Consider the following 15168-nt stretch of genomic DNA (forward strand, 5'->3'; position numbering starts at 1 on the left):
TCTTTACTCAACAAACTCAATCACATACGCCGGCATCTCAAGCTCACCATCTATAGATTTTAAAACACAATATCTCCCATCCTTTGGTTTTACCACTTTAAATCTTTTACCTGAGTCTGTATTACCAAAACCTGTTGATAGTCCTCTTGAAAGCCACACCAAAAGTTTCTTCCTCACCTGTGGAGTCAAAACAGGAAGATTTTCAAACTCAATTTTTCCATCTTTTATAAGCTCAGCAACAAGTTTTTCTTCCTCTTCAATCTTCTTTTTATACTCCTCAAATCTTTTTTTCTTGTCTTCAGAAAATTCAGATGCCGGCAAAACTTTGCTCTTTTCTCTCACAAGCCTTCCTCTTGAGTGAAGCAAACTCTTCATTGGCGGCACGTCAAGAATGCTAAGACTTGCAAGTTCGCTCTGCCTCTTTTCCTCGGTTGCAATGTATCGCGGCAAAAGCACACCAAACACAACTGCAGAAAGCTTGTGACAGGTCGCCAAATCAAGCTCTGAGAAGATTTTAGCTAAGTGTTTGTACTCTTCCTGCCTGTTTACTTTGACACTCGACATCTCTGAAAGCCTTGCTGCAAGGTCAGACACCTTTTTTATAAGTCCCTGTATCTGATCAGAAAGTTTTTCTGCCTGACCATTGGGAGCAACAAACCAGAGTTTTATATTGTCAAACCTTGCTTTTATATTCCTTTCTATACTCTCTGGGTCTTTGAATATGTTTTTGGGATGTTCCTTTTCCTGAGCGATTATATATTTCAAAAGCTTTTCAACCTCAGAGTTTTCTAATTGCAAAAAGATGGATCTTATTTTTGGAAGATAGTTTTGAAATACAATATAGAAGTTGTAAAGGTACTGCACAAGCTTTGATTTGTACTCTAAAAAATTCTCTTTTATCATGAGATTTTCAGCTTCATACGACTTTAACATTGAAATATATTCAGAATAGCTATTTTCTATCTCCTCAAAAGATCTTGTCAGATCATCCCACCAGTCAACTGCTCTTTTTTGTGGCTCTTGTAATACACTGTCCACATGCTGAAGTAAGACAAATATTTTTTCAATATGCTTGGGATTTAACTCTGCTTTTGTATCCTCTTGAGTTTCAAGTTCAAACAAAAACCTTTCAATCTTAAGTCCGATATGTGTAAGTTCATATAAAAATCTTTTGTTCTTAAACTCCTCAACAGTTCTAGTCTTTGAAGTGTCCTGAATTGAATTCAAATTGCCCCACTCAACAAGACTTTTCAAATCTTGTTCGCACATCTGCTCTGTATAGTCTGCAAACTGTGGAAAACCTTTTAAAAATGTGAATATCTCTTCTTTTGTGAGCCTGTTTTTGTATTCCAAATGGCACAAAAAACAATATCTCATGATTGTTCTGTATCTTTCTGAGTTAGGCGCTGTGAGGTACTCAAAATATTTGAGTTTGCCCAAAAGTGGAGCTTGAAAACTATTTATCATCTTAAAGTTCTACCTTCCCTCAAAATCTTATCTTAAATTATATCACATCTTACCAAACAAAAAAGGGGCTGATACATTTTCACATACAGCCCCTCTTATTCTAATTCGCTGAAAACACAGCTTTTTTGAGATTGCTTATTTCAACCTCGTGCCTGCCAAGGATTTCATAAAAAACCTCAATCTTTACTCTGTTTTCTTTTAATTCTTTTATATCCTTTTTCATCTCTTCCATATCGCTTGAAAGTTGTTTTATAGCAAACTCAATAACAGCAAATCTGCCATCAACATATCTTCTCAGCTCTTCATGTTCACGCTTGTTTTGATCAAAGTGAGATTGCTGGATTTCTGCCATAAGTTCAAGCTTTCTCTTGAGGTCTTCAAGCATAATAGAATTCTTGGCTGTCTCAACCTCAAGCTTGTCAACCCTCTTCTCAAGAGTGTCAAGTCTTTGTTCTACTGCATCAAGTCTTTGTTCTACTGCATCAAGTCTTTTCTCTACCCTGTCAAGTCTTTCCTCTACTCTGTCAAGTCTTTCTTCTACTCTGTCAAGTCTTTCTTCAACTCTATCAAGCCTTTCTTCTACCCTGTCAAGCCTTTGTTTTACTTCTCCCAAGCCTTTATCAATGCTATCAACCTTTTCTAAGACAAGAGTTAACATTTGCTTTATCTCATCCATATTTTAACAACTCCTCTTATTTAGGCTTAAGATTATTATATATTAAAACCTATTAATTGTAAATTAACAAATTTTAGAATTTATTGAAATAAATTTATCTTCTCAATATCAGCATTGCATCTCCAAAGCTGAAAAACCTATAACGCATATCGACAGCAATCTTGTAAGCATTCATGATTCTCTCATATCCGCCAAACGCACAGACAAGCATCATCAAGGTAGTATCCGGAAGATGGAAGTTTGTAACAAGCCCGTCAAGAACTTTAAATTCATAGCCAGGGTAGATAAATATGTCTGTCCAACCTTTTTTAGCTTTTACTTTTCCATTTTCATCACAGCACGATTCTAAAACCCTGCAAGATGTCGTCCCAACCGCAATGATTCTTTTTCCAAGCTCTTTTGCTTTGTTTATTTTATCTGCAACATCCTGAGAAATCTCATAGTACTCCTCATGCATCTTGTGCTCCTCTACATTTTCAACCTTAACAGGCTTAAAAGTTCCAAGCCCAACGTGAAGTGTCACATATAAAATTTCAACACCTTTTTTTGATATTCTGCTAAGGAGCTCTTCCGTAAAGTGAAGACCTGCAGTTGGTGCTGCAGCAGAACCAGGTACTTTGCTGTACACTGTCTGATATCTTGAAAGGTCATCAAGCTCCTCTTTTATATATGGTGGAAGAGGAATCTTGCCCAGTCTCTCTAAAACCTCTTCGAACACCCCATCGTAGTAGAACCTTACAATCCTTGTACCTTCTTCTCTGTTTACATGTAAAACCTCAGCTTTTAACTCTCCATTCCCAAATACAAATCTTCTCCCTTTTCTCGCCTTTTTTCCAGGCCGTGTCATGACCTCCCATGTGTTTATATCAAGCCTTTTTACAAGTAAAAACTCTATAAAACTGCCAGTATCTTCCCTTTGCCCAATTAACCTTGCTGGTATGACCTTAGAGTTATTTAGAACAAGACAGTCACCCTCATTTAAATAATCAACTATGTCGCGGAAAATTCTGTGTTCAATCCTGCCATCTGGCAAAATAACCATGAGCCTTGAGCTGTCCCGCGGCTCTACAGGTTTTTGTGCAATCAGCTCATCTGGCAGGTCATAGTGAAAGTCGCTTAGTTTCCATTTTCTCATCTTTTTTCAATCTCAACTCCTGTGTAATAGTGTTTTATAATTTGCTTATAATTATAACCACTTTCAGCAAGGCCTTTTGCACCCCACTGGCTCATTCCAACACCGTGTCCCCAGCCCTTGCCATTGAATGTGTATGTGGTAGGGACAAGTGGCACCTTGTCAATGCTACCATCTGGATTTACAACATTTATATATTGCTGTGAATATGTCTGACTTTCGTTTTCAAAACTTCCCACATTTTCTGACTTGTAAACCTCATCATACGTCGAAAGATAAACACTTTCATCAGTTTGTGGCAAAATACTTTGAGCTTCTATTAAATCTTGTGCCTGTTTAGTCTCTATCGCTCTTTTTACACTTCCATCTTCAAACAAAATCTTCTGCCCACTTATTCTCACTCTTTTTACCTTTCCACTGCTGTCTACTATTGATACATCCGCATCTGTTGTAATTGTATATGCCTGGCTGTAAAGACCAAACAAAAGCCGTGTTGTTTCTTTTTGACACTCATATTCACCTTGCGTGCCCACAATTTTTAGCCTCAAAACCCTTCCTGCTTTTGTGTACTCAAGAGCTTGAATATCCAAAACATCACCAATGTCTATGTTCTTTTTTTTGAGCATATTTTTTATCTCATCTTTGGTAAACTGAAATAACCACGACGACTTTGAATTTTTTGCTTCTTTAGAGTTGTCAACAGACCTCAGATACTCAACAGGGTACCTCCAAACATTTTCAGAATCCTCTGTTGGAATACCGCCTGTTGATGAAAAATACACAGCGTCAATCGGGTTGCCTTTGTAAGTTATAATCTCACCTCTTGTTGCATCAACAGCTGCAATTGCCCATTTTTCTCCATATGTGCCGTCTACTGCACCGCCATATACCTGGCAGTGGTCTGTTGGGCACAGATCAAACCCAATTAACTGGTGCTTGCCAAGGTTTCTCACAGCATACGTTCGGGCAATCACTGCAAATGCTTTTACAGCCTCAATTGGCCACAGAGGGTCAATCTCCATCCTGATAACACCATACAGATACTCTTCAAGCTTTGTAACATTTATAACTGTCATATCACTACCTTTTATTCTTTTAAACTCAGCCCTGCCCCTGAACCATCTATCACCAATCTTTATTCTCTCAATTCCATTTTGCTTTTGTGGAATTATCATCAAAAACCTTGTACCTTGGTCGTCAAATCCAAAAAGTATTTTGCCATTTTCATCTTTTACAAGCACCATAGTATCTGACGAAAAAATGGTGGCGCCGGAAAGTTTTGCTGCCAGCTTACTTGCTTCACTTATATTGTCAAAACAGCCAATCAATATGCTATACCCACCATTTACAAAGCCAACAAAGGCATCTTTAAATGAAGAAAAATTTTTTAAGCTATTCTCTGCTGTTTTGTATGAAATATATCTTCCAACTGCTACATGATAATTTGGCCCTTCCTGACTATTTTTTTTGTATACATCTTTTGAAACCGTAAGGTTATTTTTTTGTGTATCAGCAATTGTAATAAAGTTTTTGTCATCAGAAATAGCTAAAAAAAGGGTTCCTTTCGCTTCAATTTTTACAGAATCTACCGGACTTGACTTTTTATATGTATCAGTGTAAAACACACCTATTCTTATCCACTCTGGGATTTGAGTCTGTGAAAATGTGGGTAATATATTAAATGAAAAAACTACAAAAAATACTATCGCTACAGTCCCGCACAAAACTTTTCTAACCATTTTTTCTCTCCTTTTATTCCTACGATGAGTTTTTATTTAATTATCTATTACTTTCTATATTATTTTATCAAAATCCCTCTTGTGAGTCTATTGCAAAAGGAATATAATTTAATCTATGAATTTTTAGAGGTAATATCAAGTAGGGGTGCAGAAAAATTGTATATAATAGTTGTGGGGTGCGGAAAAGTAGGCTCAACATTAGCAAAGTCTTTAGCAGATGAGGGGCACGACGTTGTTGTGATTGACTCTGACCAAAAAAATTTCGAAAGACTTGGACCTGACTTTAATGGTATGAAGATTCAGGGTGTTGTAATAGATGAAGATGTTTTAAAACAAGCAGGGATAGAAAAGGCAGACGCCCTTGCAGCAGTAACACCTGATGATAGTACAAACATAATGACTGCTCAGATTGCTGAAGAGATTTATAATGTACCAAAGGTTATAGCAAGGATTTATGACCCTCTGAGAGAAGATATCTTTCATTCTCTCGGGCTTGAAACAATCTGTCCTACAACCTTGGCTGTTGAGTATATTAAATCAATTCTTCTTTCACGTGAAATAAGGCATAAGCACAGGTTTGGAAAAGATGATGTATTTTTTAAGTACATTACTCCAAAGAGAGATGATATTGGGAAAGGTCTGGATAAAATAATTCTTCCTGAAAATTGCTATCTTTTTGGAATAATCCGAAATGAACACTTTTATTTCAAGAATAAAAATATCAGGCTTCAGGAAAATGATATTATGGTAGTGGCAGAAAAGAAGGTGAATAAATGAAAATTGTAATTATTGGCGGTGGAAAAGTAGGGTATTTTTTAACAAAGCTTTTAGCAGAGAGAGGAAAATATCAGATAACAGTTATAGAACAGCAGCCAGAACTTTGCAGGAAAGTTGCCGAAGAGTTTTCAAACGTAACAGTTATAGAAGGAGACGGAACATCCTTAGATACCTTGGCTGATGCAAAGGTCCACAAGTGTGACTTTTTTATTGCCGTAACCGGAAAGGATGAGGATAACCTCATATCATGCCAGCTTGCTAAAAAAGTATTTGAAGTAAAAAGAACTATAGCACGGGCAAACAACCCTAAAAACATAAACGTTATGAAAAGGCTTGGGGTTGACAATGTAATATCTTCAACTGATATTATCGCAAAGATAATCGAACATGAGGTGGAGATAGAACCTCTTTCTGTTCTTGCAACGTTAAAAAATGGGGAAATAATAGTTTTTCAGGCGGTTGTCCAGCAAAATTCACCTGCCGCAAATAAAAAGATTGCAGATATACCGTTTCCAAAAGAGAGTATAATTGGGGCTATCATGAGAGAAAATGAAACATTTGTCCCTTCTGGGGACAGTATTATAATGCCGGGTGATACACTGCTTGTAATTGTAAGTGAAAGTGCTAAAAGAGAATTTAAGCGTCTTATAAGTTCAAAATAACGAAAAGGGTGATTGAGTGCAATGCTCAAGAAAAAAGAAAAAAACCTAAAAACCACATTCATTGGTGTACTTGTAGAAATTGGTCTTGCACTGGGATTCATCGCTGCTGGTACCATTGTCACTTTAATTCCTTATCTTTTTGGTCACAAATAAAAATGTGCTGAAAAAGAGGGCTGGATAAAATGTACAAAACCAAGTTCAAAGATGGTCATATAGAACTTAGGCATGTCCTTTACATGACAGGAAAAACTTTGAGTGCAATTGGGATAGTGGAAATATTAGCTGCAATAACTTCTCTTTTGTATCGCGAGTGGAATATGTTATTTAATCTTATGATTGGTATTGGACTTTTTTTTATTGTAAGTTTTATATTCATCTTTATTGGAAGGGACACAAAAGAAGAAAGGTTTTCTTGGGGCGCTGGAATGAGCATGGTGGCTTTGACTTGGGCGCTTGGTGGACTGATTTCAGCTGTACCTCTTTATCTTTCAGGACATTTTAAATCCTACCTGGATGCATTTTTTGAAGTTATGAGCGGATATACAACAACAGGTCTTGTTCTCATTCAGGACTTAGACCATGCACCAATGGGACTGAATATGTGGCGACATCTTATTTGTTACATCGGTGGGCAGGGTATGGTTTTAATGACCCTTAGTTTTCTTGCATCAGGGATGCGCGGACTTTTAAAGGTATACATGGGTGAGGCAAGAGATGAACAAATATTTCCTAACGTTATGCATACAGCAAGGATAATCTGGTCTGTAAGTCTTTTGTACCTTGTTCTGGGGACTTTGGCTTTGACAATAAATGGTGTTTTAATAGGTCTTCCTCTGGATATGGCATTTTTCAGAGGACTGTGGATGTTTCTTGGTGGCTGGGATACAGCAGGGTTTGCTCCTCAGTCTCAAAATGCAATTTATTTTCACAGTCTGTCATACGAGATTATTTGCATGACCATAATGATTTTAGGAACAATAAATTTTGCGCTTCATTATTTTATCCTCACTGGTAATTATAAAGAAGGTATCAGAAACGCTGAAATAAAAAGCCTTTTTACAACAATAACAATTTTGAGTTTTCTTGGTGCCGTCGCTTTAAAAGGCATTTATTCAGATAGCACAGTTTCATTTAGAAAAACATTTTATCATTTTCTTTCTGCACATACAGGTACAGGATTTGCAACACTTTACTCGCAGCAATTTTTCTCTGAATGGTCAGACGCAGCAATAATTCTTATAGTTATTGCCATGCTTGCGGGCGGTTCTGTTTGCTCAACAGCAGGTGGTATAAAGGCACTGAGGTTTGCAATACTTGCAAATGCTATTGTAAATGACATAAAAAAGATGATAAAACCTGATTCGGCAATTGTTGTTGAAAAGTTTCATCATCTAAAAGAAATAACATTACAAGATAGGCATGTTCGAAATGCATCAATTATTATACTTTTGTATATTTCAACATTTGCGCTCGGAACACTTGCAGGTACGTTTTTTGGGTATCCTCTGAAGGCAGCAATGTTTGAATCAGCCTCAGCTCTCGGCAACGTTGGACTTTCAATTGGAATTACTCAACCTTCCATGCCAGATGCATTGAAAATTATCTATATTTTTATGATGTGGGTCGGAAGGCTTGAATTTATGTCTGTGATTGCTCTTTTCGCATTCCTATTTAAAGAGGTAAAGGAAGGATAAGAAAAGATGGCAAGAAAATTATTTATGTTATTATTGATATTAATTGGAATTGAGGTATCATATTTAACCGAAACTTCTTTGGCAAAACCTATTGATAGCAATACGCTTATAAATAATGCTTTTAAATATGACGGCAAATTTATCGAGTTTCAAGGAGAAGCTATAGGCGAAATAATGAAAAGAGGAAATTACGCTTGGGTCAATGTTCACGATGGTAACAATGCAATTGGTATTTTTTTGAAATATGAAGATGCTAAAATAATTAAATATCTTGGAAGACATGGAGTAAAAGGCGATACTGTATATGTAAAAGGAATTTTTAATAGAGCTTGTAGGGAACATGGCGGAGATTTGGATATACACGCATATCAAATTAAGATTTTAAAAAGAGGCTATGAAATTGAAGAAAAAGTTGACAAAATCAGGCTTGTCATTGGAATATTGATTTTCACAGTAGGCAGTTTTCTTATGTGGACTGTGTTTAGATATAAATGGTAACGGCTGGCCAATTTTTTAGACCAGCCGTTTAATTTTATTTAAAACAAAATTTTAAACTATTTTTTATCATATTTTTTGTCCTTTTAATCAAAAGATAGCTAATTATACCAATTGTATCAATCATTACATCAACAGCGCTTGGTCCTCTACCAGATACAAATATCTGATGAACTTCGTCTGAAATTGCGTAGGCAACAGAAAAAATAAATGTCAATATAAAAGACTTTTTTGAATTTCTGTTGCATTCAAAAAACGCTTTGTAAAACAGCATACTTAAAATGAAGTATTCTGTTACATGTGCAAGTTTTCTTATAAATAATTCAAAATTCTTTCTATTATGAGAGTTAATCAAATCCTTTCCCGTAAAAAATTCTATAAATTTCTCCGCAAAAATTGCTATTGAAAAACTTTTTTGATGTGAAATAGCACCTTCCTGTGCTGAGAAACAAAAAATTACAGTCATCCATACAAAGACAAGTGCCCATCTTATGTAAATTCTGCTTTTCATAAATATCAGTTTCCCTTCCCATATTAAAATGAAAAGTCTAATACATTACAATTATAGCCTTTATGTGCTAAGTTTTATATTAGCTTAATTTAACAAACTAAAAATAATATTTTGTTGCAAACTGCTTTAAATAAAGATTAGCGTACTTTCCTTTAATGCGTAGTAACTCATTATGATTACCTTTTTCTATTATTTTACCATCCTCAATGAAATATATAATATCAGCATCTTTGATTGTAGAAAGCCTATGTGCAATTATCAACGTAGTTTTACCTTCTATTAGAGCATTGAGTGCTTTCATCACTTCTAACTCTGATTCAGAATCCAAAGAAGATGTCGGCTCATCTAAAAGTAATATTGGAGCATCTTTTAAAATAGCTCTTGCTATTGCAATTTTCTGTCTCTGTCCTCCAGAAAGTGTCAAACCTCTGTCTCCGACTTTTGTGTTATATCCCTCTGGAAGACTCATAATAAAATCATGAATATTGGCTTTTTTGGCAGCTTCAATAACTTCTTTTTCTGTAGCATTTAGCTTTCCATATCTAATATTTTCATATATACTTCCATTGAACAAATAACAATCTTGAGGAACATATGCAAAAAGACTTCTTAATTCCTTGACAGTATAACATGATATGGGTCGGCCGAAAATTAATATCTCCCCCTTTTGTGGCTTATAAAAACCCATTATTAATTTAAAGATAGTACTCTTTCCACCACCACTTTCCCCAACAAAAGCCACTTTTGCACATTTTGGAACTGTAAAGGTTATGTCATTTAATACTTCTTTTGTTTCGCTATATGAAAAACTTACCTCTTTGAATTCTATACAAATACTTGAACTATTCTGATTTATTTCAGTAACCATAGGAACACAATTATACTCTATCTCCGTGTCATCCAAATATTTCTTGTCAATATCAAGAACCTCAAAAATTCTTTGTGCTCCTGCTAAAGAACTCTGCAGATTTGTTAAAAACTGTCCAACAGAACCAAAAAGCCATACTAAAGAACCCATCATATTTACGCTAATCATTAAATTACCAAACGTAAGGTCATTCTTCATAACCAGATATCCACCAATTACTATCTGTCCAAAAAATATAAGCCACCCTGCTGTATAATTATAGGCTGCAAGTATAGAATTATACTTTACTCTCTTCAATGAAAGTCTGTAAACTGCTAAATTTGCTTGCATAAACTTTTTAAAAATTATCTCACCTATCATAAAAACACGAATAACAAAAGCACCTGAGACAATATCTGAAAATCTCTGAACAACTTCTGAAAGCTTTGATTGTATCTTATCACTTACATTTTTCAATGGTTTCACAAAAGCTACATTAAAAGTAAAATGAAGAAGACCTATGACCAATCCATATAAAAATAGCATTTTGTTTACATAAAATATTACGCTTGCTGAACCAATACCACTAATAAAAGCCATTACCAGCATCATAATCTGCCAGGAATATGCCCCTTCAGCAATAGCAACATCGTTGTTAATACGTGACATAAAATCCCCGCTGTGCTTTTTTTCAAAGTAGTCCAATGATAAACTTAATACTTTCTTAAATAAATTTTCTTTTATAATCATTGTAGTTTTTATTATACAACATTCGTATATAAATCCAAATATAGGTATTATGATCAATAAGATGCCAAACCACTTAGCCACAAAAATCAGACCTTTAAAAAGTCCATGTAAGTCTTTTGCCAGAATACTATCTGTCACAATCTTCAAACCCAAGGCGCCAACAAAATTAAACAAAAATTGCTGTGATGACAATATTATCAATGCTACTATATAACTTATACCAAGTAGTGGAGTCCCCCCATCTTTCCACATAAATGAAAAAAGCCGTATCAAATTTGAATTAACTATTTTTTTCACAAATTCTCACTCCCTAAGTAAACAAATTTCCTTCCATTTTGTCAGCAAATTGTCTTGAATAAAGATTATAATAAACTCCTTTTTTCTCAATCAGTTCCTTGTGAGTCCCTTCTTCGCAAATTTTCCCATTATCTATAACAATTATTTTGTGTACATTTTTGATTGTAGAAAATCTATGTGCAATAATAATTACTGTTTTGCCATTTACAATTTTCTCAATTTCGGACTGAAGTGCATTTTCTGATTCTATATCAAGTGCAGAGGTAGCCTCATCTAATATAAAAATATCAGAATTTTTCAATATTGCCCTTGCTATAGTAATTCTTTGTTTTTGCCCGCCTGACAAGTTTACACCTCTTTCACCAATCTCTTTAAAATAACCCCCCGCTTCATTAATTATAAAATCATGAATATTAGCTATTCTGCAAGCTTCTTCTATTTCCTCTCTCTTTGCATCTAATTTCCCATATAAGATATTTTCATATATTGTTGTGGGAAAAAGAAAAATATCCTGATTTACTACTGAAATTCTATCTCTTAAATTTTTCAAATTCCACTCTTCTAAAGAATTACCAAGTATTTTTATTTGCCCACTTTGAGCCCTGTAAAGACCAAGAAGTAGCTTTACAATGGTCGATTTTCCACTACCACTTGGTCCAACAATTGCTACTTTCTCACCTTTTTTTATTTTAAAACTCACACCTTCTAAAACCGGTTTCATTGACCTATCATAAGAAAATATTACATTTTCAAACTCAACTGCATAGTCATAGTCATCCTTGCTTTGGTTTAAATCGCCAGACATTTCATTAGGATGTAATAATATCTCATTAATTCTTAATGCAGCAGCCTTTGTTTTCCTATAGTTATTTATTACATTAGGTAAAATGTGCATTGGGGCTAAGAATATATTCATAAGTTCTGCAAAAGCTATAAGTCCACCAAATGTAAGCTTGTTCTTTATTACCATATAACCACCAAATAGAAATAAAAGAATACTTGGTGCAACTTGAATTACACCTTTAACCGTCTCAAGAATTGCTGAAATTTTGGCTATCTTTAAACCCTGATGAAATACCTTTTCTAAACCCGATTTAAAAGTTTTAAAGATATGTGCTTCAAGCAAAAAAGCCTTTATCAATAAAGCACCTGTTACTACATCTTGAACAGTGGTATTTGTTTCACCAACCAAATCTTGCTGCCTTTTTGTAAATTTCTCAACGGGTTTACTAATATATAACGCAGCAAGTATAACTATGGGAATTACTGCAAAACAAAAGAGAGTCATCTGCCAACTCACCAATATCCCATAAACAATTCCAATAACAAAAACAACTGGATGATATAATATATCATTTAATGATTGAGTCAAAAATCCATTAATAATCGACAGGTCAGAAGTGAGTCTGGATATAAAATCACCTGTTGTATTTTTTTCTATAAGGTTTATTTCAGAAACTATTAGCTTTTTGCTAATCTCTTCTCTCAAATCTTTTAAACTTTTTTCAGAAAACTTACCGTGTACATATGCTTTAATATATTCAAGAGGGATTTTTATCGAAATAACGATAAGTGCTATTTTTAATATGCTGATAAATAGATTAAAATCTTTTTTGACTCCTGCATCAACAAGACTTTTTTCAATTTGTATTAAAGATATATTAATAAGTGATGCGGCAATAGATAAAAGAGCTACTGTTATAAGTAAATAAAAATTTTTCTTTATTATCTTAAACACCTCAGAAAACTGTATAAATCTTTTCTTTTTCATATTTTTATTATCACCTCTGAACCATCTGAGTCTTTTATCTCCACAATAACTAATCCCTTATACTTTCCAAGAGAATAAATTGCGCGTGAGATGGCTCTAAAATCTATGTCATCAAACGATATCTTTGCTTGTGCTTTTTTTAAGATATGTTTAAACACAAATTTTGGTGTGAATCTTAACAAAAATGCTACTGCAAAAAGAGGAAAATATACATTTATTTTTCTTTCATCGCGGTTGCCTACTATTATTCTCATATTTCTAAAAACCACCTTTATAAGAATAAAATTTATTTAATTCCAATATAAACCTTATCCCCATTTGAAGATTGGATGTTTACAATTTCACCCACAAGACCACTTTCAATAGCACTTAAAACCATATTAATATCGATACCTTCAAAAATGTTTTGAAAATTAGATATATCATTATCTTCATGAGTGATATTTTCAATTCCTCTTTGAATTGACTGATCAACTATCTTTTGAATAAACTTTGGACCAGTCGCATTTATCATGCTCTTTATAAACTCAATTGGTAGACTTATTTTAACCTCATCATTATTCGACGAACTTACCAATATCCTGAGTATCCTACCTTTATTTTGCTGTTCAGTTGGACTAAAGCTTTTCTTTTGAATAATCTCAAGCATATCATATGCCTTTTCAGCATCAAGTTTGCCTTCTTCTACCATTTTAAGTATTCTTAATATCTCCTCTTTCATAATACTTAATCCTCCTCTTTTAATATTTTTATAGCTTCATCAGGGCTAATCTCACCGCGTTCTAACATCTCTAAAACTTCTATTGTATCCTGTCTCTTGCCACTGTCCTTAAGACCAAGTACCTCTAAAATGCTTTCAAGTCTTGCCCTGAGTGTTGGATACGAAAGTCCAAGTTCTCTTTCCATTTCTTTGAAATTCCCCCTTACTTTTAGAAACATCTCAACAAATTGAAGTTGTTCATCTGTTAATTTCATAAACTTGTTATACTCAAAACTGTTTTCTATAGTAGTTTTGCAAGATGGGCACCTTAGCCTGACAATTTCAAGCCCAGAACCACATACAGGACATTTGCTCAATAGCTTTACCCTCATTCCTTTTGCCACCCTTATTCTTTTGTTGAAATTAATTATACTCTAAATTTTAATATGTTGCAAGTATAATTTTAATATTATTAAAATTTAGAATACTTTTATTTTAATTTTATTAAAATATGTCTTTTCAAAATAAAAAATGGAGTCACACTTTTATCTTATATGACTCCATTTTATTCAACTATAAAAATTTAGACATATATTTTCAAAATCTCAACAAAAGTTCGAGTAACTTTTTATCAAGCTTGTGCCCATAAAAGTCTTCATATTCGACATCATCTCTTCCAGAATCAATAATTCCAAAAGGACCACGCAAATTCCAAAGCGCAATCCCAATCCCAAGCTCTTTTAAAACATCCAATACATCAGCCAGCCATCTCACAACAATATGATGGGGTGTTTTATTGTATGCTCCACCTTCACCACAAATTACACCAACATCGTATTCAAATAATTTTGCCCACTTTTCATAATGCCTTCTTAAATAATCCTGGTCAACAACCTCACCATTTTCGCGTACAAGCGGCCACGATGGCTCAGCAAATTTGTTACTCTCCTCAACCCACTCTGCCTTGTAATGGGTAAGCTCAAACGGAATGTATGCCCTGCAAGCTTGTGCTACATCTAAATTTGTGAGCTCAAAAACAGGTTCATTGCCATAATCAACACCGTCAATTATAATAAGCCTCTCTTTATCAATCTCTTTTATCTTTTCAATTGTATATGTCATAACTCTTATAAAATCCTCTTTTGTCATCTCCTCTTTTGAATACTGTCTTGGTTCATTTATAAGGTTAAAACTCAAATGTTTTGAAGATATCCCTTTATACCTTTTAGCAAATGTCTGCCAATATAATACAAATAATTCAAGAGGTTCTCTGTCTTTCCACAGGTTATAGCCTTCTTTTGTTCTTTCATTCACGCAATAACCTGGCGCACCGTGAATGTTCAAACAGATATGAATACCATACTTTTGCCCCCAGACAACAATTTTGTCTACCATTTCTAAAACTTCCTCTTTTATTTCCGGTCGCCCTTCCACATACCAGTTCTTGTAGTTCATAGGTATTCTTGCAAAGTTAAATCCCCACTCCTGCATCCATTTAAAATCATCTTCAAAAAATCCATAGCTCATATTTGGAACAAAAAGACCAAGTAGATTGAATCCTTTGTATTTTGGTAATTTATTCATTGTTTACTCTCCTTTACTAAAAAATCAAAAGGAAAGGGCAGACTCTAATTCCCCTTTCCTTATATA

Annotated in this window: 16 protein-coding genes; 5 read left to right on the forward strand and 11 right to left on the reverse strand. The window is 34.3% G+C overall.

Translation table 11 applies throughout. The features are described from left to right. Window positions 1-3 precede the first annotated feature (3 nt). The 4 genes from CALKRO_RS11760 to CALKRO_RS11775 all read right to left on the reverse strand — a co-directional run bounded on the left by CALKRO_RS11760 (window position 4) and on the right by CALKRO_RS11775 (window position 5014). A complete protein-coding gene (locus CALKRO_RS11760; protein ID WP_013431223.1) occupies window positions 4-1467 on the reverse strand; it encodes a TIGR02677 family protein in 1464 nt (487 codons plus the stop codon). Between the two features lie 100 nt (window positions 1468-1567). Next, window positions 1568-2143: a hypothetical protein gene (locus CALKRO_RS11765; RefSeq protein WP_013431224.1), complete on the reverse strand. Its 576-nt coding sequence runs from the start codon at window positions 2141-2143 to the stop codon at window positions 1568-1570. Window positions 2144-2237: 94 nt separating this feature from the next. Continuing rightward, on the reverse strand, window positions 2238-3278 hold the full coding sequence (gene queA, locus CALKRO_RS11770; RefSeq protein WP_013431225.1) for a tRNA preQ1(34) S-adenosylmethionine ribosyltransferase-isomerase QueA: 1041 nt from the start codon (window positions 3276-3278) through the stop codon (window positions 2238-2240). Beyond that, window positions 3275-5014, reverse strand: a complete 1740-nt coding sequence (locus CALKRO_RS11775; RefSeq protein WP_013431226.1) for a SpoIID/LytB domain-containing protein — start codon at window positions 5012-5014, stop codon at window positions 3275-3277. Before CALKRO_RS11775 ends, queA begins: the two co-directional genes overlap by 4 nt. Window positions 5015-5170: 156 nt before the next feature. Between CALKRO_RS11775 and CALKRO_RS11780 the strand changes: the two genes are divergently transcribed. The 5 genes from CALKRO_RS11780 to CALKRO_RS11795 are packed head-to-tail and all read left to right on the forward strand — an operon-like array spanning window position 5171 to window position 8645. Next, complete coding sequence (locus tag CALKRO_RS11780; protein WP_013431227.1) at window positions 5171-5791, forward strand: potassium channel family protein; 621 nt, start codon at window positions 5171-5173, stop codon at window positions 5789-5791. Beyond that, window positions 5788-6453 carry a potassium channel family protein gene (locus tag CALKRO_RS11785; protein ID WP_013431228.1) on the forward strand — a complete coding sequence of 222 codons (666 nt, stop codon included), beginning with the start codon at window positions 5788-5790 and terminating at the stop codon, window positions 6451-6453. The genes CALKRO_RS11780 and CALKRO_RS11785 overlap by 4 nt, the downstream gene beginning before the upstream one ends. Before the next feature lie 21 nt (window positions 6454-6474). Next, on the forward strand, window positions 6475-6606 hold the full coding sequence (locus CALKRO_RS14030; protein ID WP_015906861.1) for a hypothetical protein: 132 nt from the start codon (window positions 6475-6477) through the stop codon (window positions 6604-6606). A 29-nt stretch (window positions 6607-6635) separates the two neighbouring features. After that, window positions 6636-8147: a TrkH family potassium uptake protein gene (locus CALKRO_RS11790; RefSeq protein ID WP_013431229.1), complete on the forward strand. Its 1512-nt coding sequence runs from the start codon at window positions 6636-6638 to the stop codon at window positions 8145-8147. Window positions 8148-8153: 6 nt separating this feature from the next. Next, complete coding sequence (locus CALKRO_RS11795; protein ID WP_013431230.1) at window positions 8154-8645, forward strand: hypothetical protein; 492 nt, start codon at window positions 8154-8156, stop codon at window positions 8643-8645. 34 nt (window positions 8646-8679) lie between these two features. Here CALKRO_RS11795 and CALKRO_RS11800 read toward each other — a convergent pair whose 3' ends face one another. From CALKRO_RS11800 to CALKRO_RS11830, 7 genes are all read right to left on the reverse strand, one after another. Further along, entirely contained in the window at window positions 8680-9153 is a 474-nt protein-coding gene (locus tag CALKRO_RS11800) for a VanZ family protein (protein ID WP_013431231.1), read from the reverse strand. Window positions 9154-9250: 97 nt separating this feature from the next. Continuing rightward, a complete protein-coding gene (locus CALKRO_RS11805) occupies window positions 9251-11047 on the reverse strand; it encodes an ABC transporter ATP-binding protein (RefSeq protein ID WP_013431232.1) in 1797 nt (598 codons plus the stop codon). Window positions 11048-11060: 13 nt separating this feature from the next. Further along, entirely contained in the window at window positions 11061-12818 is a 1758-nt protein-coding gene (locus CALKRO_RS11810) for an ABC transporter ATP-binding protein (RefSeq protein ID WP_013431233.1), read from the reverse strand. Then, on the reverse strand, window positions 12815-13072 hold the full coding sequence (locus tag CALKRO_RS11815; RefSeq protein ID WP_013431234.1) for a hypothetical protein: 258 nt from the start codon (window positions 13070-13072) through the stop codon (window positions 12815-12817). The genes CALKRO_RS11810 and CALKRO_RS11815 overlap by 4 nt, the downstream gene beginning before the upstream one ends. A 32-nt stretch (window positions 13073-13104) precedes the next feature. Next, the gene (locus CALKRO_RS11820; protein WP_013431235.1) at window positions 13105-13539 is read right to left on the reverse strand and encodes an SHOCT-like domain-containing protein; all 435 of its coding nucleotides are present in this window, start codon (window positions 13537-13539) and stop codon (window positions 13105-13107) included. Between the two features lie 5 nt (window positions 13540-13544). Next, window positions 13545-13910, reverse strand: coding sequence for a DUF2089 domain-containing protein (locus tag CALKRO_RS11825; RefSeq protein WP_013431236.1), 366 nt, complete (start codon window positions 13908-13910; stop codon window positions 13545-13547). A 205-nt stretch (window positions 13911-14115) separates the two neighbouring features. Beyond that, a complete protein-coding gene (locus CALKRO_RS11830; RefSeq protein WP_013431237.1) occupies window positions 14116-15102 on the reverse strand; it encodes a glycoside hydrolase family 5 protein in 987 nt (328 codons plus the stop codon). Window positions 15103-15168 lie beyond the last annotated feature (66 nt).

Source organism: Caldicellulosiruptor kronotskyensis 2002, from assembly GCF_000166775.1.
In the GTDB taxonomy this organism is placed as follows: Bacteria; Bacillota; Thermoanaerobacteria; order Caldicellulosiruptorales; family Caldicellulosiruptoraceae; genus Caldicellulosiruptor; species Caldicellulosiruptor kronotskyensis.